The organism is Falsiroseomonas algicola, assembly GCF_011040385.1.
GTDB classification, from domain to species: Bacteria; Pseudomonadota; Alphaproteobacteria; order Acetobacterales; family Acetobacteraceae; genus Falsiroseomonas; species Falsiroseomonas algicola.
This window is the reverse complement of the sequence record NZ_JAAIKB010000002.1, coordinates 749,755-768,763: the sequence shown is the minus strand read 5'-3', so window position 1 is coordinate 768,763 and position 19,009 is coordinate 749,755. Positions and strand designations below refer to the sequence as shown.

The following is a 19,009-nucleotide window of genomic DNA, read 5'->3' as shown; positions in this document are numbered from 1 at the left end:
CACCATCCTCAACGCCATCATCCGAACCGGAAAGCCATGGGACGCAAAACCCGCTTGACGACCAACACAGTCGCTCAGTCCCGCAGGCTGTCCGGCACCCGGCCGCCATTCTCCGCAAGCTGCCGCATCACCGCGCGGTGCAGCCAGATGTTTATCTCCGCGCTGCCATCCAGCGCGCCGCCATAGCCGAGTTCCCGCGCCAGCTCCTTCCGCGAGGTCAGGCTGCTGTCGATGTCGAGCAGCTTCATCAGGTCCACGATGGAGCTCCGCCAGTTCAGCGTCTGCCCGGCCTGCGCCTCCAGCCCCGTCAGCACCGCCTCCACATCGACCGGCGCTCCCGCGCCCGGCGCCCCGCCACCCGGCATGGGCGGCGTCGGCATCGCGGCGCCCGGCATCCCTGCCGTCCCCGGCATGGCAGCGGGCGATGGCGCGGAGCGTGCCTCATGCGCCGGTTCCGCCGCCGGCATGCTGCCCTGTTCGCTGGCCGGCCGCGCCTCCGCCGGCTTCGGGCCGAGGGTGCTGCCGCGGAACACGCGGGAGACGATGTCGCCGAAGATGCTCATGGCCGCTGACCCTGCCCGTTGGAGCAGCCCCAACGGCGCCCGCCGCCCGGCGTTCCGCCTACCCCCGCACCTCGTCATCCACCCGGTTGCGCAGCGTCCGCTCCGGCAGTCCCAGCGTGATCAGCAACGCCGCCGTCATCACCACCCCGCTCAGCGCGAAGCAGCCCGTCAGCGCCGTGCGATAGGCCAGCGCCATTGCCCCCGCCTCCGCCGCCGTCACGGCCTGCGCCGCCTGCTGCGTCAGCTGCGCCAGGCTCTTCCCCTGCCCCGCCGCCGTGATCGCCAGGCTATGCGCCATGATGGTGCCCGATGTCGCGACGCCGAGCGCACCGCCGAGCGACCGCAGGAAGGCCATGGTCCCCGTCGCCGCCCCCACCTCCCGATGGTCCACCGCATTCTGCACTGCCGTGGTCAGGTTCGGCATGCCCATGCCCATGCCGAGCCCCAGCGTCAGCAGGGAAATCAGGAACACCCAGGCCGGCGCCGCCAGCCAGGCAAACAGCCCGAGCGAGGCCAGCGCCGCCGCCTCCAGCCCCAGCGCCAGCAGCAGGAAGGGCTTGGTCCGGCCGACCTTCGCTACGATCCGCCCGCCCAGGATGGAGGTCAGCAGCATGCCGCCGACCTGCGGCACCAGCATCGCCCCCGCCTCCGCCGGCGCCATGCCCAGCACCAGCTGGAAATAGAGCGGCAGGAACACCGTCGATCCCATCATGGCGAAGACCATCATGCCGCCCACCGCCACGCCGCGCGCGAAGACGGGGTTGCGGAACAGGGGCAGGCGGATCAGAGGCTCCGGCGCCACCGCCTCCCGCCACAGGAACAGGCCCGCCAGGCCGACCGTCCCGCCCGCCATGGCGGCGGTCTGCCAGGACGCCCAGGGGAACTCCGTGCCGCCCCAGGCCAGCAGCAGCAGCAGCATCGCCGTGGCGGCCGCCAGCAGAAGCGCGCCGAGGTGATCCACCGGCCGCGCCACGCCCGGCGCCTTCTTCCGCAACCCGATCGCCAGCATCACCAGCGCCAGCACGCCGATCGGGACGTTGACGTAGAAGACCCAGCGCCAGGACAGCGTCTGGGTGATGAAGCCGCCGACCAGCGGGCCGGCGACGCTCGCCAGGCCGAAGGTGCCGCTGAACAGTCCCTGGTAGCGCGGCCGCTGCCGCGGCGGCACGACATCCGCCACCATCGCCTGCGCCAGCACCATCAGCCCGCCGGCCCCCAGCCCCTGCAGCGCGCGGAAGCCGATCAGCTGCCCCATGGATTGCGAAGCGCCGGACATGATCGATCCGCCCAGGAACAGGAAGATCGCGATGAAGAACAGCGCCCGCCTGCCATAGAGGTCCGACATCTTGCCGTAGAGCGGCGTCGTCGTGGTGGAGGTCAGCATGAAGGCCGTGACCACCCAGGACAGATGCGCCATCCCGCCGAGGTCCGCGGCCATGCGCGGCAGCGCGGTATTGACGATGTTCTGGTCCAGCGCCGCCAGCAGCATGGCCAGCAGCGCACCCGCCAGCACGATCCGCAACTGCGCCGGCGGCACGGGCGGCCGGGCCTCCGTCAGCGGGGCCTCGGCCGGAGGCGCCGGCCTGCTTGTCTCGTTCACCACGATTCCTTTGGAGCGGCCCGCCATGGCTATCGGAAGCCGGAGGCGGGTGAAAGCCCGCGCGGCCGGCGCGTTCCGTGCCACGGGTGACGCGCGGGTTAAGCCTGCGATAGGATTCCCTTTCGTGAGACCGGACCCATCCGGCGCCACGGGAGGAAAACCCATGCAACGACGCACGCTGCTGGCCGCGGGCCTGCCCCTGGGGGCATCCCTGCTCGCCACGCCCGCCTTGGCCCAGCAAGGGGCGGCCCAGGGCAATCCATGGCCCGGCAACCGCCAGGTCCGCATTGTCATCACCTACCCGCCCGGCGGCACCACGGATTTCGTCGCCCGCCTCTACGCCCAGGCCCTGGCGGCGCAGACCGGCGGCAATTTCGTGGTGGACAATCGCAGCGGCGGCGGCGGCGTGGTCGGCTGGACCAACGTCGTCCGCAGCGCGAATGACGGCACGACCCTGCTGCTGACCGACAATTCGCTGGCCACCGCGCCGCCGCTCTACCCCAATCTCGGCTTCGACATCCGGCAGGATTTCACGCCGGTCTCCCTGCTTGTGGACTACCCCACCGTCTTCGTCGTGCCCGCGGCCTCCCCGGTGCGGACGCTGCGCGAATACGTGGACATGGTCCGCGGCAAGCCGGCGGATGCCAATTTCTACGGCTCCATGGGCGCCGGATCCTCGCCCCATCTCTACACCGAATACCTGCAGGACATCGCCGCCATCCGCATGACGCACGTGCCCTATCGCGGCATGGGCCCGGCCTTCGCGGATCTGCTGGCCGGGCGGATCGGGCTGCTGATCGCGGCCCCCGCCACCGTGATGGGCGCCATCGCCGATGGCCGCGCCCGCGCCATCGCCATCGGCACCACCGGCGGCCGCATCCCGAGCCTGCCGGACGTCGCGACCGCCAAGGAACAGGGCTTCGACTTCACCTATTCCTTCTGGTACGGCCTGCTCGGGCCGCGGGGCATGGACCCGGCCCTCGTCTCCGCCATCAAGGCGGAATGCGACAAGGTGCTGGCCAACCCCGAGAACCGCGCCCGCTTCGTCCAGCAGGGCGCCACCCCCGTGGCCGGGGACGGCGCGGCGCTGCGCGCGGTCATGGACAGCGACCTGGAACGCTGGAGCGCGGTGGTGCGGGAGAAGGGGATCAAGCTGGAATAGCTTGCGCCCGGGGCATTCAAAGGACTATATTCCTTGGATCATCGCCCGTGATGCAGGGAGGGCTTTGCCCTCCCCGCGCCCCACCCACCAGGGCCGAGCCGGCCCTGGACCGTCGCCAGCAGCGCGCGAAAACGGTGCTAAATGTCCTAAAAGGACTAAAGTCACAGTATTTCCTAAAACATTCCCTGAACGCGCGTTCAGCTGCCGATCTCGCCCCCGTCGCGCTTCACGATGGCGATCACGGAAGGCCTCGGCGGCCGCCCCGCCTCGAAATCCGGCCAGCGGGTGGAGGGGCTCTCATAGGTGCTGCCCGTATCCTCCCCGGGATGCTGGATCGAGAGGAACAGCGTCCGGTCATCCGGCGTGAAGCAGGGGCCGCAGACCTCCGCCCCCGTCGGCGCCTGGTAGAAGCAGCGTGTCAGCGCGCGGCCATGCCCGCTGGTGTCCGCGGCCCAGATGCCATCCGCGATGCCCGCGAATTCCGGCCCGCCATCGGTCGCGATCCAGGCGCGGCCCTTGCTGTCGAAGGCGATGTTGTCCGGGCAGGACAGCCAGCCGCTGTCGCTCGTCGCGCGGTGATACTGCGTCCCGGGATCGACACCAGGCTTGCCCGCCGCGATGAACACCTCCCACCGCGCCTCGGTGGCGGAGTGATCGACACGGCCCGTGCCGGCGCCGGGATGGATCACCTCCAGCACATGGCCATGGACGTTGTTGGCGCGCGGGTTGCCAGGACCCGCCTGCTGCGCGGTGCGGCGGGCATTGTTCGTGAGCATGACATAGACGCGGCCATTGACCTTGTTGGTCTCCACATCCTCCGGCCGGTCCATCGGTGTGGCGCCCAGCAGATCGGCGGCGCGCCGCGCCTCGATCAGCACATCCGCCTGGCTGTGGAAGCCATTCGCCGCATTCAGCGGCCCCTCGCCATGCGTCAGCGCGAGCCAGCGCATGAGGCCCTGCGCCTCGAACTTCGCCACATACAGCGTGCCCTCATCCATCAGGTCGCGATTGGCGGCGCGATCGTTGGGATTGAAGGGGCGCGCGGTGACGAATTTGTAGAGGTATTCGAAGCGCTCATCATCGCCCATGTAGAAGGCCACGCGCCCGTCGCTGCCGATCGCATGCGTCGCGCCCTCATGCTTGATGCGGCCGAGCGCCGTGCGCTTCACGGGAAGGCTGGTGGGATCATAGGGATCGTATTCGACCACCCAGCCGAAGCGGTTCGGCTCGTTGGGTTCGCGGTCGAGGTTGAAGCGTTCGAAGTGCCGGTGCCAGGCGTAGCTCGGCGCCGGGATGATGCCGTAGCGGCGATAGGCGGCGGCCTCCGCGCCCGCGGTCGCCGCGGCGCCGCCGAAGTAGTTGTTGAAGTTCTCCTCCGCGGTGATGACGGTGCCCCAGGGCGTGTTGCCGCCCGCGCAATTGTTCAGCGTGCCGAGCACCCGCGTGCCGGTCGGGTCCGCATTCGTCTTCAGCCGCGCATGCCCCGCCGCCGGCCCGCTGATACGCATCGGCGTGTTCATGGTGATGCGCCGGTTCATCGCGCCGCCCGGCACGGCCTTCCAGGTGCCGTTCTCCTTCCGCACCTCGACGACGCTCATGCCATGCGCCTCGATCTCCACGGCCGCCTGCGCCGCCGTGGTGCGGCCGCGCGCGGCGCGACCCTCGCCGATGCCGGCGAACATGAGGTTGGTGTTGGTGTATTCGTGGTTCACGCAGAGCAGCCCGTGCTCGCTGTTGCGGCTGCCCGCCGGCAGCGGCCAGTAGTCGAGGAAGTCGCAGTTGTAGCCGAACTGCCTGGCCTGCCCCTCCGCGGTCTGCGCCATGGGGTCGTAGGCGGGCGCGCCCGCCAGCACCGGGTCGCCCCAGCGGATCACGGTCTGCGCCTCATACCCCTCCGCCACCGCATGGTTCTGGCTGAGCTGATGGCGCAGTTCCGGGAAGGTCAGGGTGGAGGGCCCGCCGCGCTCCGGCACCCGCAGGGGCTGCGCCGCCACCGGCGTGGCCGCCAGCGCCGCCGCGGCACCGAGCGCGGCCCGCCGCGTCAGCCGCGCGGCGATGATCTCGGCGATCGCGCGGCCGGGGGCCGGATTGCTGCCGATATCCTCGAGCTCGATCTCGTCATCCATGGCCGCATCCCCCATCGTGTCATTGAACTGTCACAATGGGGCGCGTCCCTCACGGCGCCGTCAAGCATCAACCCCCGATGGAACCACCGGCGTTGCGCGTCAGGGTCAGCAGCGCGGATCGCGGCGGCAGGCGGTTGTCGAAGGCGGGCCAGCGGGTCGCCGGACGGTCGAAGCTGGCGCCGGGCTCGGCGCCCGGCGTGCGCACCACCAGCAGCAGCGAATCGCCCTCCGGCGTCGGCGCCGCGCCACCGATGGCGCCACCCCGCGGCGCCGCATGGATCGGCAGCGGCACCGCCCGGCCGGGTCCGTCGAGGTCGCAGGCGAAGGCGATGTCGGGCGCCGCGCCCGGCCGCCCGGCGCGATCCGTGCCGACCCAGCATCGCCCGCGCTGGTCCACCGCCAGGGTCGCGGGGTTCCGCGGCACCGCCGTGTTGGCCGGCATGTCGCGGCCATAGCGCCCGCCCTCGGGGCCATCGCCCGCCAGGAACAGGATTCGCGCCGCCATGCGCGCCCCGGCGGGGTCGCCGGTGATCTCGATGACATGCCCCGGATGCGCGCCCGGCCGCGGGTTCAGCGCATCCACCCGCGCCTCGCCGCGCGTGGTGCCGGCGCGGCAGGCCAGCAGCAGGCGTTGCCGCCGAGGGTCCATGGCCAGCGCCGCCGGCGTGTCGAAGGGCGTGGCCCCCGCGGCCTCGGCGGCCCCGGCCGGGTTCAGCAGCGCGCCCTCGGCCAGCGGCCGCCAGGTGATCGCCTCGCCCTCCGCCCGCGCCACGGCCAGCTGCCCGGCTTCCAGCGCCTCGCCCTCCATCGCCTTCCCCGCCGAGACGAAGCGGTAGAGGAAGCCCATCGGCCTTCCATCCGCGAGGAACACGACCGCGCGGCCATCATCCGCGACCGTCGCCGCCACCGCCTGCGCGCCGATCCGCCCCAGCGCGCCGCGCTTCACCGGCACGCTCTGCGGATCGAGCGGATCGACCTCCGCCACCCAGCCGAAATGCCGGCCATCCCGGAACCGCGCATCCAGGTCCTGCAGCCTTGCGAGCCAGGAGGCCGGGTCCTGCTCCGCCAGCAGCAGCGTCCCCCAGGGCGTCGCCGTCCCCGCGACCGGCCCCAGCAGCCCGACCACGCCGCCGCCGAGCTGCACCGGCCCGCCCATGCGGCAGAGGGTGGTGGTGCCGAGGCGGCGGCTCTGGAAGCCGCCATCCACCAGCACCCAGCGCCCGCTTTGGCGTTCCAGGTTGAGCAGCGAGGCCCCCGACATCGCCGCCGCCACCGCCGGCCGGTCCCGCCCGCCCGGGAAGGCCATGGCGGGATCGACCTCCGGGTGCACCACCGCCACGACCAGCCGCGCCACGCCATCGGCGCCCATCGGCGGCGCCACGATGCCCGCCAGCCGGGCATCCCAGCCGAACTGGCCGGAAACCCCATCGGCGGTCGGGTTGCGCGGGTCCCAGGGCGCGGCATCGAAGGTCACGCGGTCGCCCCAGCGCACCAGCACGTCCCGCCGATGGCCCGGCGCCACCCAGTCATCGGGGCGCACCGGCAGCACCGTGGCGGGCAGGTCGAGCGTCGTGACCTGCGCCACCGCCGGCAGGCTCAGCAGCGCCGGCGTGGCCAGCAGCAGGCGGCGGCCGATCATGACAGCGCGGTGGCCCCAGCAGGCGGCGCATGCACGGTCACCGGCGGCGGCTCGCCGGGCCAGGCCTCGATCTCCACCAGGCAGGATTGCGCGGCGGAACCCTGGCCGAGCCGCGAGGTCCCGATATCCGCCGTCAGCACATTGGCATTGCCGTGGACGCAGGCGGCGTCGGTCGCGCCGGGCCTGGCGGGGTTCCACCAGGCGCCCGTCGCCATGGCCACCACGCCGGGCCTGATCTCCTCCGTCACGCGCAGCCCCGCCGCCACGGCGCCGCGGGCGTTGAAGACGCGCACGACCTGCCCATCGCGCAGCCCCCGCGCCGCCGCATCGGCCGGGTTCATGCGGATGGGCTCCCGCCCCTGGATCTTGTCCGCCGCCGCGACCGGGCCGCTATCCAGCTGGCCGTGCAGCCGCGTGGCGGGCTGGAAGGACAGCATGTGCAGCGGGAATGTCTGCGCCAGCGGGGAGCCGAGGTATTCCGTGGGCTCCATCCACACCGCATGGCCCGGCGTCTCGGCATAGCCGAAGGACGCAACGGTCTCGGAGAAGATCTCGACCTTGCCGGAGGGGGTGTTGAGCGGGTTGGCCTCCGGGTCCGCCGCGAATTCCGCGAACTGCACGTAGTCCTGTTCCGGCGCGGGGATCTCGACGAAGCCCTCGGCCCAGAAACGCTCGAAATCCGGCACCTCGATCCCGTGGGTCGCGCAGGCCTGGCGCCAGCGGCCATAGAGGTGGCGGAGCCACGCCCCCTCATCCCGCTGTTCCGTGAACTGCGCGCGGAAGCCCGCGGCATCGGCGAGGTCGGCGAAGATGTCGACATCGTTCCGCGCCTGGCCCTGTGGCGGCACGGCCTGGTGCATGGCGCGGACATAGCGGTCCCGCGACGCAGAACCGATGTCGTTGCGCTCCAGCGTCGTCGTCGCCGGCAGCACGATGTCCGCGTGGCGCGCGACCGCGGTCCACCAGGGTTCCTGCACCACGACGGTATCCGCCCGGTTCCAGGCGCGCAGCAGGCGGCCCAGATCCTGGTGGTGGTGGAAGGGATTGCCGCCGGCCCACCAGATCAGGCGGATGTCGGGCAGCAGCAGGTCACGGCCATTGTATTGCAGGATCTCGCCCGGCCGCTCCAGCAGCTCCGTCACCCGGGCGACCGGGATATAGGCGCCGCAGGGGTTGCGCACGGCGGGGCCGGCGACGGAGGGCACCTCGTGCCGCGGCGTCCCCATCCCGTTCATGGAGCCATAGCCGAAGGCGATCCCCCGCCCCGGCTTGCCGATGCCGCCCAGCATCGCCGCGAAGGCGATGAGCGCCCACCAGGGCTGCTCCCCGTGCTCCGCGCGCTGGATGGACCAGGTGGCGGTGCACATGGTGGGGCTGCCGGCGGCTTCCAGCGCCAGGCGCCGGATGGTCTCGGCCGGCACCTCCGTGATGGCCGCCGCCCATTCCGGCGTCTTGGCGACGCCGTCGGCGACGCCCAGCACATAGTCCCGGAAGCGGTCGTAGCCGACGGTGCAGCGCGCGAGGAAATCCGCATCCTCCCGCCCCGCCTCGATCAGCACATGGGCCATGGCGAACATCATGGCGGCGTCGGTGTTCGGCCGGATCGGCACCCATTCCGCGCCCAGGAAATCGCCGACATCGCCCTTGAAGGGGGAGATGTTGACGAAGCGCACGCCCGCCGCCGCGGCTGCCTTCATCAGCGGCACATATTCATGCCCGCCCGCGCCGCCCGAGGTCACCAGCCCGTTCTTCAGCGGCAGGCCGCCGAAGCAGAGCATGAGCTTCGCATGCTTGCGGATGCTGGCCCAATCCGTGACCGGGCCCTGGATGACCTCGTTGGTCCCCAGGATATGCGGCATCAGCGTCATGCCCGCGCCGTAGGAGTAGTTCGTCACCTGCGCGGTGAAGCCGCCGGCCTGGCCGAGGTAGCGGTGCAGTTGCGTCCGCGCATGGTGGTAGCGCCCGGCCGAGGACCAGCCATAGGACCCGCCGAGGATCGAGGCATGGCCGTGTTCCGTCCGCACCCGCGCGGCTTCCTCCGCGACCAGCCGGATCACCTGGTCCCAGCCCATGGGCACGAAATCGTCGCCACCACGGGACGACCCGCGCCTTTCGCCACGCAGCCAGCCGGCGCGGACATAGGGCCGGTCGATGCGCGCCTTCCCATGCACGGCTTCCGGCATCGATTCCAGCAGCGACCCCGGAAAGGGATCCCGCGCGAAGGGCCGCGCCTGCACCAGGCGGCCATTCTCCACCACGGCATCGAAGGAACCCCAATGGGAGCCGTGCGGCTTGATCTCGGTCATGTGAACTCTCCGGCCGCCCAGGGGGCGCGTCGCGGGCAAAATGCGGCCAAGACCGGCAGCCCGCAACCATCGCGGGCGTCACGGTGGATGACGCGGCGCGATTGCCGTTCTAGCATCCCCGCGACGCCTGTTGAGGAAGAACCACTCCCATGACCCCGCCTGCCACGCCGGTCCGGAATTCCAACGCGGAACGCGACATCGCGCACGTGCTGCACCCGTATACCGACCACCGTGCCCACGCCAAGAACGGCCCGCTGGTCATCGCGCGCGGCGAAGGCGTGAAGGTGTGGGACGACCAGGGCAAGGAGTACATCGAGGCCGTGGCCGGCCTCTGGTGCGCGTCCCTCGGCTTCTCCAACCATCGGCTCGCCGAAGTGGCGTATGAGCAGATGAAGAAGCTGCCCTTCTACCACGCCTTCACGGCCAAGTCGCATGAGCCGCTGATCGACCTCAGCGAGATGCTGATCGAGCGCGCGCCCTGCGCCATGTCGAAGGTCTTCTACGCCAACAGCGGGTCCGAGGCGAACGACACCGCCATCAAGATGGTCTGGTACTACAACAACGCCATCGGCAAGCCCGAGAAGAAGAAGATCATCTCGCGCCTCAAGGCCTATCACGGCATCACCATCGCCAGCGGGTCGCTGACCGGCCTGCCGGCGAACCACAAGATGTTCGACCTGCCGGTCTCCGACCGCTTCATCCACGTCTCGACGCCGCACCACTACCACGGCGCCAAGCCCGGCGAGTCGGAGGATGAGTTCGCGACGCGGCTCGCGACCGAACTCGAGGAGACGATCCTGCGCGAGGGGCCGGAGACGGTCGCCGCCTTCTTCGCGGAACCCGTGATGGGCGCCGGCGGCGTGATGGTCCCGCCCGCCACCTACTTCGACAAGATCCAGGCCGTGCTGCGGAAGTACGACGTGCTGTTCGTGGCGGACGAGGTCATCTGCGGCTTCGGCCGCACCGGCAACTACTGGGGCTGCCAGACCTACTCCATCACGCCGGACATCATCACCTGCGCCAAGGCGCTGTCGGCCAGCTTCCTGCCGATCTCCGCCATCATCATCAATGACCGCATCTTCCAGGGCCTGGCGGATGGCTCCGCCACCATCGGCACCTGGGGCCACGGCTTCACCTATTCGGGCCACCCCGTCGCCGCCGCCGTCGCGCTGGAGACGCTGCGGATCTATGACGAGCTCAACATCGTCGAGCATGTGAACACGGTCGGCGCCCATATGCAGGCGAAGCTGCGGGAGCGCTTCCTGAACCATCCGCTGGTCGGCGAGGTCCGCGGCATCGGCATGGTGGCGGCGATCGAGCTCGTCGCCGACAAGGCCGCGAAGAAGAACTTCGAGCCCTCCGCCAAGGTCGGCCCGCGCCTCGCCAAGCTCGGCGAGAACGAAGGCGTGATCCTGCGCGGCCTGGCCAACGACACCATCGCCTTCTCGCCGCCGCTGATCATGAAGGCGGATGAGGTGGATGAAATGGTGGAGCGCACGGGCCGGGCGCTGGACGCGCTGGCGGTGCAGCTGCGGCGGGAGAGCCTGACGGTGGTCTGACAGGGGGAAGGGTCGACCCCCTCACCCAACCCTCTCCCTACCCTCTCCCCTTGGCGGGGGAGAGGGCTTTTCGAGTTTGCCGCTTCGTTAACCCGCCCGCGCCAGAGTGGCCCTGCGACAGCAGAAGGCAGCGCTTCCATGGCGGCAGAAGGCCGGTCATTCCGGGACCTCACGGGCCAGGACATCCGCATCAAGGCCGTCGATATCGGCGCCAACCCGATCGATGGCGACCCGCCCTACGCCACGCTGCTGCGCGCCGGGCAGGCGGAGGTGGTGGGGTTCGAACCCGATGCGGCGGCACTGGCCACGCTGGATGCCCGCAAGGGCCCGCATGAACGCTACTTCCCGCATGCGGTCGGGGATGGCGGCCGCCATACGCTCCGCATCTGCCAGGCGCCCGGCATGACCTCCCTGCTGGAACCCGATCCCGCGACGCTCGCGCTGTTCCATGGCTTTCCCGAATGGGGCCGCGTGCTGGACCGCGTGGAGCTCGACACCGTGCGCCTCGACGACGTGCCGGAAACCGCGGGCGCGGATCTCCTGAAGCTCGACATCCAGGGGGCGGAGCTGATGGTGCTGCGCCACGCGCAAGCGCGGCTGCGCGACGCGCTGGTGGTGCAGGCAGAGGTCGAGTTCCTGCCGCTCTACCGGGACCAGCCGCTCTTCGCCGATGTGGATGGCTTCCTGCGCGGCCAGGGCTTCGCCTTCCACCGCTTCCACCCGCTGAACAGCCGTGTGATGGCGCCGATGGTCGTGGGCGGCAGCCCCTATGCGGGCCTCAGCCAGATGGTCTGGGCGGATGCGATCTTCATCCGCGACCTGACGCGGCTGGACGCGCTGGATGACCGCGCGCTGCTGGCCATGGCGACGATCCTGCACGATTGCTACGGCTCATCGGACGCGGCGCTGCGCCTGCTGATGGAGCATGACCGGCGCCATGCAGGCGGGCTGGCGGGGCGCTACCTCGCGGGGCTCTAGCCCTCCGCCACCGCGCCTTCCGCCAGCATCCGTTCCCGCAATTCGGGCCAGAGCGGCACCTTCTCCCCGGTGTCGTTGCGCGTCACCACGCAGACCGCGCGGCCGGTGCAGCAGGCGACGCCGTCGCGCCACATGGCGTAGTCATGGATGAAGGAGGTGCGGCGGAAGGACAGCACGCGGCTGCCCAGCACCACCTTCTCCGCGAAGCCCGCGGCGCGGTGGTACTTCGCCTCGATCTGCGCCACCACTGGGCCGGGCCGCGTGGGGGAGATCGGCTGGCCCGTCAGCGCCTCCCAATGCGCGATGCGCATATCCTCGAAGATCGTCAGGTAGGCGGCGTGGTTGACATGGCCGTAGAGGTCGCATTCGGACCAGCGGATCTGGTGGTCCCTCAGCAGGGGCCAGGTGGTGCCATCCATCACTCGGCCTCCAGGGGTACGGGTCTCGGCTTCCGCGCCTCGTCGATCGCGACGAAGGTGAAGACCGCTTCCGTCACCAGGAACATCTCATCCTCCGACCGTTCGCGCCGCCAGGCCTCGACCTCGATGCGCATGGAGGTGCGGCCGACCGAGACGATGCAGGCATAGATGCTGACCTCGTCGCCCACCAGCACCGGGCGGTGGAACTTCATGCCGTCCACGGCAATGGTCGCGACGCGGCCGCGCGCCCGGCGCCCCGCGGCGTTGCCGGCGGCCAGGTCCATCAGCCCCATCAGCCAGCCGCCGAAGATGTCCCCTGACGGGTTGGCATCCGCGGGCATGGCGGTGGTGCGCAGCTTCAGCTCCGCCGGCGATGGCGGCACCCTATTCGGCCCGGATGTTTGCGGCACGCACCACGCCTCCCCACAGCTCACGATCAGCGGCGATGCGGCGATCCATCGTCGCCCCATCCTCGAACAGCGGCACCAGGCCCATCGCCTCCAGGCGGGACCGGAAAGTCGGGTCCGCCACCGCGGCGGCCGTGCCGCGTTCCCACCGCGCGCGTCCCTCGGCGCTCATGCCGCGGGGGCCGCAGAGGCCGAACCAGGTGTAGCTCTCCACCCCCGGCAGCGTGGCGCTGATCGGCGGGATTCCGGGGAAGAGCGGCACCGGGCGGCTGTCCCCCAGCGCCAGCAGCCGCAGGTCGCCATCCTGGATCTGCTTCGTCACGTCGCCCAGGCTCACCATCATGAAATCGGCGCGGTTCGCGATGATGTCGAGCAGCGCGGGCGCCGCGCCGCGATAGGGCACATGCACCATTTCCGCCTGCGCGCGCAGCCCGATCAGCACGCCGGAGAGATGCGGCGCCGAACCGACGCCGACGCTGGCGTAGGAGACGGCGGAAGGCCGCGCCCGCGCCGCCTCCACCAGCTGCGCCAGCGACCGGTAGGGCGACTGTGCGCCCACCACCAGGCCGTAGGGCGAGAGCGCGAAGAGCGCGACGCCGGAGAGATCCGTCCGCGGGTCGATCGGCAGCCGCGCGCCCGGCAGTTCCGGCGCGATGGCCAGCATGGACATGACGCAGAGGACGGTCGCGGAGCCATCCGCCGGGCCGCGCGCGACCTGTTCGGCGGCGATGAAACCCGTGGCGCCCGTGCGCGTCTCGACGACAGGGCGCGCCCCCAGCGCCGGGCCGGCGAGGTCCGCCAGCAGCCGGGCGACGATGTCGGCGGTGCCGCCCGGCGCGAAGCCGTTCACCAGCCGGGGCGGCGACTGCGCCATGGCAGGAAGGGTGAGCGCGGTGAACAGCGCGAGCATGGCAAGGCGACGGAGCATCGGCGATTCTCCCGGGGACCCTTACCCTAGGGACGGGTTGCGCCCCTGGGGAGTCCGCGCCTAGCGTGCGCCGCACCATGCCGGTTGTACGCTTCATCACCCACCCCGATGTCGCGATCGATCCGGCCCGACCGGTGCCGGAATGGCATCTCTCGCTCCGCGGCATCCTCCGCGCGCGCATGATGCTGGAGCGTCCCTGGGTCACGGGACTGAAAAGCCTGTTCAGCAGCGGGGAGCGGAAGGCGCTGGACACCGCCGCCATCCTGTCGGCGGCGACGGGGCTCGACGTCACGGTGCTGGAAGCCCTGCACGAGAATGACCGCAGCGCCACCGGGTACCTGCCCGGACCGGCCTTCGAGGCGATGGCCGACGCCTTCTTCGCGCAGCCGGAGGAGAGCGTGCGCGGCTGGGAACGCGCCGCGGATGCGCAGGCCCGCATCGTGGCGGCGGTGGAGCAGGTGCTGGCCCTGGCGCCGCCCGGGGATGTCGCCATCATCGCCCATGGCGCCGTCGGCGCCTTGCTGTTGTGCCGGCTGAAGGGCGTGCCGATCAGCCGGGCGGAGGACCAGCCCGGCCGCGGCGGCGGCAACCTCTTCGCCTTCGACCGCGACAGCCGGGCGCTGCTGCATGGCTGGCGGCCGATCGACGAGGAATAGCGCCGGGCCTCGTGCTTCCGTCCCGCTACCGCGCCCGTTACCGTCGCGGGACGCCCGAAGGACGACCCCATGCCCGCCCATCCGCTCGACCCGCTGACGCCAGAGGAAATCCGCCAGGCCGCCGCCCTGGTGCGCGCCGCGCATGATCTGGGCGCGGGCATGATGTTCGAGACGATCAGCCTGCACGAACCTTCAAAAGCCGAACTGCGCGGCGATACCACACCGCCCCGCCGCGCCTTCGTCTGCGCCTTCGACCGCACCGATGGCCGGGTGTTCGAGGCGGTGGTGGACCTGACCGCCGGCGCCATCCTGTCCTGGACGCCGATGCCGGGCGTGCGGCCGCGAATCCTGTTCGACGACATCGAGCTGGTGGGCCGCGTCGCCCGCGCCGATCCCGGTTTCCAGGCCGCGCTGGCGCGGCGCGGCATCACCGATATCAGCCTGGTGCAGGTCGATCCCTGGTCCGCCGGCAATTACGGCCTGCCGGATGAGGAGGGGCGGCGCCTGTCGCACACCTTCTGCTGGCTCCGCACCTCTCCCGACGACAATGCCTACGCCCATCCGATCGAGGGTCTCTGCGCCGTCATCGACCTCGACCGCGCCGAGGTGCTGCGGATCGACGACCATGGCGAGGCGCCGATCCCGATGGGGTGCGTGAACTACGCCGCCAAGTTCCGCGAGACCTTCCGCGACGACATCAGGCCGCTGGAGATCATCCAGCCCGAGGGCCCCTCCTTCACCGTCGAGGGCCAGGAGGTGCGCTGGCAGAAATGGCGCTTCCGCGTCGGCTTCAACGCCCGCGAAGGCCTGGTGCTGCACGACCTGGCCTATGAGGACCAGGGGCGGCTGCGCCCCGTCATGCATCGCGGCGCGCTGTCGGAGATGGTGGTGCCCTACGCCCATCCCGGCGGCGGGCACCACCGCAAGAACGCCTTCGACGTGGGCGAATACGGCATCGGCGTGCTGGCGAATTCACTGACGCTGGGCTGCGACTGCCTGGGCGCCATCCACTACTTCGATGGCTGGCTCGCCGACAGCAAGGGCGATCCCTACTGCATCCGCAACGCCATCTGCCTGCATGAGGAGGATCACGGCATCCTCTGGAAGCACACGGACCTGCACACCGGGAAGGTGGAGGTGCGGCGCGCGCGGCGGCTGGTGCTGTCATCCATCTCCACCATCGGCAACTACGAATACGGGTCCTTCTGGTACCTCCACCAGGACGGCTCCGTGCATTTCGAGATCAAGGCCACCGGAATCATGAACACCGCGAGCCTCAGGCCCGGGGAGGAACCGCGCTTCGGCACCATGGTGGCGCCCGGCGTCTATGCGCATCTGCACCAGCACGTCTTCGCCATGCGGCTCGACATGGATGTGGATGGGGAGGCGAACCGCGTCGTGGAGGTCGATACCGTCGCCCTGCCGATGGGGCCGGAGAATCCGCATGGCAACGCCTTCGTGCTGCGGGAGACGGTGCTGGAGAGCGAGTTGAAGGCCCAGCGCAACGTCGATTTCCACGCCATGCGCGGCTGGCGGGTGGAGAGCGCCACGGCGCGCAATGCCATGGGGCGCCCGACCGCCTATCGCCTCCTCGTCCAGAACCCGCTGCCCACCTTCTCCGCCCCCGAGGCCAGCGTGACACGCCGCGCCGGCTTCATGACGAAACAGCTCTGGGTCACCGCCTTCGACGCGGAGGAAATGTTCGCCGCCGGGCGCTACCCGAACCAGTCCAGCGGCGGGGACGGGCTGCCGGCCTGGACGGCGGCGGACCGGCCGCTCGTCGATGCCGACCTCGTCCTCTGGCACTGCTTCGGCCTGCACCATATCCCGCGGCCCGAGGATTTCCCGGTCCAGCCCGTGATCACCGCCGGCTTCGCGCTCCACCCCGAGGGTTTCTTCGACGAGAACCCGGCGCTCGACGTCCCCCCCAGCCGCAGCGCGAAAAGCTGCTGCGTCTGACCGCAGGGCTGCCATGCGCGGCAATTATGTCAGCCCCCCTTACCGTTTTTAAAAGAACGCGGCATGGTAGGGAACGCGCAAGGAAACGCTGGAGGACTCGCTTGATGAGCAATTTCCCGATCACCCGGACCAGCTCGCCCAAGGCGAAGCCCTCCGACGAGACCCTGTCCTTCGGCAAGGTCCTGACCGACCACATGTTCCTCATGAACTACGATGAGGGGCGCGGCTGGCATTCCCCGCGGATCGAGCCCTATGGCCCGCTCTCGCTCGACCCCGCGACCAGCGTGCTGCACTACGGCCAGGCGATCTTCGACGGTCTCAAGGCCTTCCGCGGCGATGACGGCCAGATCCGCCTGTTCCGCGCCGACCGCCATGCGGAGCGCTTCAACCGTTCGGCGCGCATCATGTGCATGCCGGAGGTGCCAGTGGATCTGGTGCGCCAGAGCTTCGACGCGCTGGTGGGGCTGGAGGCGGATTGGGTGCCGCGCAAGGCCGGCACCTCGCTCTACCTCCGCCCGACCATCATCGCGACGGATGTCATGCTCGGCGTGCATCCCGCGCACAGCTACCTGTATTTCCTGATCCTCTCCCCCGTCGGCAGCTACTACAAGGAAGGGGTGAAGCCGGTCCGCATCCTGGCCTCCGACACTCATGTGCGCGCGGTGCGCGGCGGGACGGGCGAGGCGAAGACGGCGGCCAACTACGCGCAATCCCTCTCGGGCCAGCAGGATGCCGCGGCCGCGGGCTACACGCAGGTGCTCTACCTCGATGGCGTGCACCGCAAGTACCTGGACGAGGTCGGCACCATGAACATCATGGTCCGCATCGGGGATGAGGTGATCACGCCCCCGCTCGCCGGCACCATCCTGGATGGCGTGACCCGCGCCTCCACCCTCCAGCTCATGCGCGACTGGGGCCTCAAGGTCTCCGAACGCCCCATCACCATCGACGAGGTGATGGCCGCCGGCCGCGACGGCACGCTGAAGGAGATGTGGGGCACGGGCACCGCGGCCGTCGTCTCCCCGGTCGGCACGCTCGGCTACAAGGGGGAGGATGTGCTGATCAATGGCGGCGTGACGGGGGAGCTGACGCAGAAGCTCTACGACAGCATCGTCGGCATCCAGTATGGCCGCACCAATGACGCGCATGGCTGGACCAGCGTGGTGCCGGTTGACTGAATGAAGCGCGGGGCGGCGCAGGCCGCCCCCGTCACCCGCCCGGCAGCAGCAACCGCATGGTCATGGCGCCATCGGCGCCGCCGGTGCTGGTCAGGCCGCCGCCATGCCGCTCCGCCAGGCGGCGGGCCACGGCGAAGCGCAGATCCTCCTGCGTCCTGGCGAAATCGGAGATGGCGGCCGCCGCCGCCTCCGGGCCCGCCTGCGGGCCGCGCACGGCGAAGGTGGCCTCCACCATGCCCGCTTCCGCCGCGCCGGCCGCCAGAACGATCGTCGCGCCGGCGGGGGCCCAGGCGATGGCGCTATCGGCGCAGAGGTCGATGACCCGCCGCAGGTCGTTCGGCAGGCAGCGGACCTGAAGCCCCTCCCCCGCCTCGACCTCGATCGTGGCCTCCGGCGGATCGTCGCGCCGCTGCAGCCGCGTGGCCAGGCGCGCCAGCGCCAGGGACAGGTCGATCAGCGGCACCTCGCCCTCCGGCGGGTTCGGGTCGGTCCGGTGCAGTTCCTCGACCAGCGCCACGGCCTCGACGGCTCGCTTCACGCCACCCTGCAGCATGGCCATGTCGTCCCGCGCTGCCGCATCATCCAGCGTGCCGCCGCGCTGGCGCAGCAGGTCCGCCCCGCCCGCGATGGCGTGCAGCGGCGTGCGCAGCGCGTGGGAGATGGCATGCATCTCCCGCCGCAGGGCCTCGGCCGGGGCGAAGCCGCTCGGCATGGCGGAAAGCCGCCCCTCCGCGCCGCCCAGCAGGTGCTCCATCTCCGCCCGGGCCCGCTCCGCCTCCTCGGTCCGGCGCAGCAGCTCCCGCCGCTGGGCACCGTCGGCGCGGCGGGACCGGGCACGGGCCAGGGCGCGATCCACGGCGTGGGTGGCGGCATCGACCGTGAAGGGCTTGGGCAGGAAGTCGAAGACATGCAGCCGGATGGCGGCGGCCGCATCCTGCACCGTGGCATGGCCGGTGATGACGACGACCTCGATCGCCGCCTCATCGGGCCGCCCCGTCATGATCGCCTGCGCCAGCTTGAGGCCGTCCTCCCCCGGCATGCGGATGTCGGTGACGACGACGCCGATGTCGTCCCGCCCCGCCATCACGGCCCGGGCAGCCGCCGCCGAATGGGCGGTCAGCACCGCATGGCCGCTCATCTCCAGGCCCTCGGACAGGTTCAGGACGATGTCCTCGTCATCGTCCACGACCAGCACATGCAGGACGGGGCCCTGGTCCGGGACGTCGCCCATGGCCATCAGCGGGACGCCACTTCCGGCGACCTGGGCCGGCAGGCCAGCGATGGACAGGGACCAGTCTGCTGGGTCATCCATGGAGTGTGGCACGCACCCTGGCTCGCGGACAGGTTTCGAATCCAAAGGACCTTGCCACCCTGCGGCCGGAGCCTGGCTGGCCGAGGCAGCGGAAGCTGCGGGACGGGGAGGAAGGGCCTGGGACACGCCCGTGCAGTCTCGCCCATCGCGCTTAACCCGGCATGAACCGCCAGGCGCCTTGCTGCGGTGCCGAAATCCTGTCTTCCACCCCCTGCCC

At 70.7% G+C, this 19,009-nt stretch carries 15 protein-coding genes; 6 read left to right on the top strand and 9 right to left on the bottom strand.

Translation table 11 applies throughout. From position 1 onward, the window contains the following. Nucleotides 1-74: 74 nt before the first annotated feature. Both G3576_RS08655 and G3576_RS08650 read right to left on the bottom strand, forming a co-directional pair. Nucleotides 75-563 carry a DUF3597 domain-containing protein gene (locus G3576_RS08655; protein ID WP_164693942.1) on the bottom strand — a complete coding sequence of 163 codons (489 nt, stop codon included), beginning with the start codon at nucleotides 561-563 and terminating at the stop codon, nucleotides 75-77. Between the two features lie 58 nt (nucleotides 564-621). Further along, complete coding sequence (locus G3576_RS08650) at nucleotides 622-2,163, bottom strand: MDR family MFS transporter (protein WP_328728708.1); 1,542 nt, start codon at nucleotides 2,161-2,163, stop codon at nucleotides 622-624. Nucleotides 2,164-2,326: 163 nt separating this feature from the next. On the opposite strand from G3576_RS08650, the gene G3576_RS08645 reads away from it, so the two are divergent. Continuing rightward, nucleotides 2,327-3,325, top strand: a complete 999-nt coding sequence (locus G3576_RS08645; protein ID WP_164693940.1) for a Bug family tripartite tricarboxylate transporter substrate binding protein — start codon at nucleotides 2,327-2,329, stop codon at nucleotides 3,323-3,325. Between the two features lie 197 nt (nucleotides 3,326-3,522). Here G3576_RS08645 and G3576_RS08640 read toward each other — a convergent pair whose 3' ends face one another. The 3 genes from G3576_RS08640 to G3576_RS08630 all read right to left on the bottom strand — a co-directional run bounded on the left by G3576_RS08640 (nucleotide 3,523) and on the right by G3576_RS08630 (nucleotide 9,396). Next, nucleotides 3,523-5,451, bottom strand: a complete 1,929-nt coding sequence (locus G3576_RS08640) for a PhoX family protein (protein ID WP_164693939.1) — start codon at nucleotides 5,449-5,451, stop codon at nucleotides 3,523-3,525. Nucleotides 5,452-5,518: 67 nt separating this feature from the next. After that, the gene (locus G3576_RS08635) at nucleotides 5,519-7,090 is read right to left on the bottom strand and encodes a PhoX family protein (RefSeq protein WP_164693938.1); all 1,572 of its coding nucleotides are present in this window, start codon (nucleotides 7,088-7,090) and stop codon (nucleotides 5,519-5,521) included. Continuing rightward, a complete protein-coding gene (locus G3576_RS08630; protein ID WP_164693937.1) occupies nucleotides 7,087-9,396 on the bottom strand; it encodes a molybdopterin-dependent oxidoreductase in 2,310 nt (769 codons plus the stop codon). The genes G3576_RS08635 and G3576_RS08630 overlap by 4 nt, the downstream gene beginning before the upstream one ends. Before the next feature lie 149 nt (nucleotides 9,397-9,545). On the opposite strand from G3576_RS08630, the gene G3576_RS08625 reads away from it, so the two are divergent. Both G3576_RS08625 and G3576_RS08620 read left to right on the top strand, forming a co-directional pair. Beyond that, entirely contained in the window at nucleotides 9,546-10,955 is a 1,410-nt protein-coding gene (locus tag G3576_RS08625) for an aspartate aminotransferase family protein (RefSeq protein WP_164693936.1), read from the top strand. Between the two features lie 138 nt (nucleotides 10,956-11,093). Further along, nucleotides 11,094-11,933, top strand: coding sequence for an FkbM family methyltransferase (locus G3576_RS08620; RefSeq protein ID WP_164693935.1), 840 nt, complete (start codon nucleotides 11,094-11,096; stop codon nucleotides 11,931-11,933). Here G3576_RS08620 and G3576_RS08615 read toward each other — a convergent pair. The 3 genes from G3576_RS08615 to G3576_RS08605 are packed head-to-tail and all read right to left on the bottom strand — an operon-like array spanning nucleotide 11,930 to nucleotide 13,687. Continuing rightward, a complete protein-coding gene (locus G3576_RS08615) occupies nucleotides 11,930-12,352 on the bottom strand; it encodes an acyl-CoA thioesterase (RefSeq protein WP_164693934.1) in 423 nt (140 codons plus the stop codon). The two genes, G3576_RS08620 and G3576_RS08615, sit on opposite strands and share 4 nt — an antisense overlap. Next, nucleotides 12,352-12,693: an acyl-CoA thioesterase gene (locus G3576_RS08610; RefSeq protein WP_235951689.1), complete on the bottom strand. Its 342-nt coding sequence runs from the start codon at nucleotides 12,691-12,693 to the stop codon at nucleotides 12,352-12,354. Before G3576_RS08610 ends, G3576_RS08615 begins: the two co-directional genes overlap by 1 nt. A 43-nt stretch (nucleotides 12,694-12,736) precedes the next feature. After that, the gene (locus tag G3576_RS08605) at nucleotides 12,737-13,687 is read right to left on the bottom strand and encodes a Bug family tripartite tricarboxylate transporter substrate binding protein (protein WP_164693932.1); all 951 of its coding nucleotides are present in this window, start codon (nucleotides 13,685-13,687) and stop codon (nucleotides 12,737-12,739) included. 65 nt (nucleotides 13,688-13,752) lie between these two features. Between G3576_RS08605 and G3576_RS08600 the strand changes: the two genes are divergently transcribed. The 3 genes from G3576_RS08600 (at nucleotide 13,753) to G3576_RS08590 (ending at nucleotide 17,480) form a co-directional block, all read left to right on the top strand. After that, nucleotides 13,753-14,343: a histidine phosphatase family protein gene (locus tag G3576_RS08600; protein ID WP_207622707.1), complete on the top strand. Its 591-nt coding sequence runs from the start codon at nucleotides 13,753-13,755 to the stop codon at nucleotides 14,341-14,343. 69 nt (nucleotides 14,344-14,412) lie between these two features. Then, nucleotides 14,413-16,302, top strand: a complete 1,890-nt coding sequence (locus G3576_RS08595) for a primary-amine oxidase (protein WP_164693931.1) — start codon at nucleotides 14,413-14,415, stop codon at nucleotides 16,300-16,302. A 104-nt stretch (nucleotides 16,303-16,406) separates the two neighbouring features. Continuing rightward, on the top strand, nucleotides 16,407-17,480 hold the full coding sequence (locus G3576_RS08590; RefSeq protein ID WP_164693930.1) for a branched-chain amino acid aminotransferase: 1,074 nt from the start codon (nucleotides 16,407-16,409) through the stop codon (nucleotides 17,478-17,480). A 31-nt stretch (nucleotides 17,481-17,511) separates the two neighbouring features. On the opposite strand, the gene G3576_RS08585 is transcribed toward G3576_RS08590, so the two are convergent. Further along, the gene (locus G3576_RS08585; RefSeq protein WP_164693929.1) at nucleotides 17,512-18,792 is read right to left on the bottom strand and encodes an ATP-binding response regulator; all 1,281 of its coding nucleotides are present in this window, start codon (nucleotides 18,790-18,792) and stop codon (nucleotides 17,512-17,514) included. Nucleotides 18,793-19,009: the final 217 nt, after the last annotated feature.

Coding starts and splice junctions, on each gene's coding strand:
- G3576_RS08655 (WP_164693942.1), bottom strand. CDS start 563: ATGAGCATCTTCGGCGACATCGTCTCCCGCGTGTTCCGCGGCAGCACC.
- G3576_RS08645 (WP_164693940.1), top strand. CDS start 2,327: ATGCAACGACGCACGCTGCTGGCCGCGGGCCTGCCCCTGGGGGCATCC.
- G3576_RS08640 (WP_164693939.1), bottom strand. CDS start 5,451: ATGGATGACGAGATCGAGCTCGAGGATATCGGCAGCAATCCGGCCCCC.
- G3576_RS08635 (WP_164693938.1), bottom strand. CDS start 7,090: ATGATCGGCCGCCGCCTGCTGCTGGCCACGCCGGCGCTGCTGAGCCTG.
- G3576_RS08630 (WP_164693937.1), bottom strand. CDS start 9,396: ATGACCGAGATCAAGCCGCACGGCTCCCATTGGGGTTCCTTCGATGCC.
- G3576_RS08625 (WP_164693936.1), top strand. CDS start 9,546: ATGACCCCGCCTGCCACGCCGGTCCGGAATTCCAACGCGGAACGCGAC.
- G3576_RS08620 (WP_164693935.1), top strand. CDS start 11,094: ATGGCGGCAGAAGGCCGGTCATTCCGGGACCTCACGGGCCAGGACATC.
- G3576_RS08615 (WP_164693934.1), bottom strand. CDS start 12,352: ATGGATGGCACCACCTGGCCCCTGCTGAGGGACCACCAGATCCGCTGG.
- G3576_RS08610 (WP_235951689.1), bottom strand. CDS start 12,693: ATGCCCGCGGATGCCAACCCGTCAGGGGACATCTTCGGCGGCTGGCTG.
- G3576_RS08605 (WP_164693932.1), bottom strand. CDS start 13,687: ATGCTCCGTCGCCTTGCCATGCTCGCGCTGTTCACCGCGCTCACCCTT.
- G3576_RS08595 (WP_164693931.1), top strand. CDS start 14,413: ATGCCCGCCCATCCGCTCGACCCGCTGACGCCAGAGGAAATCCGCCAG.
- G3576_RS08590 (WP_164693930.1), top strand. CDS start 16,407: ATGAGCAATTTCCCGATCACCCGGACCAGCTCGCCCAAGGCGAAGCCC.
- G3576_RS08585 (WP_164693929.1), bottom strand. CDS start 18,792: ATGGATGACCCAGCAGACTGGTCCCTGTCCATCGCTGGCCTGCCGGCC.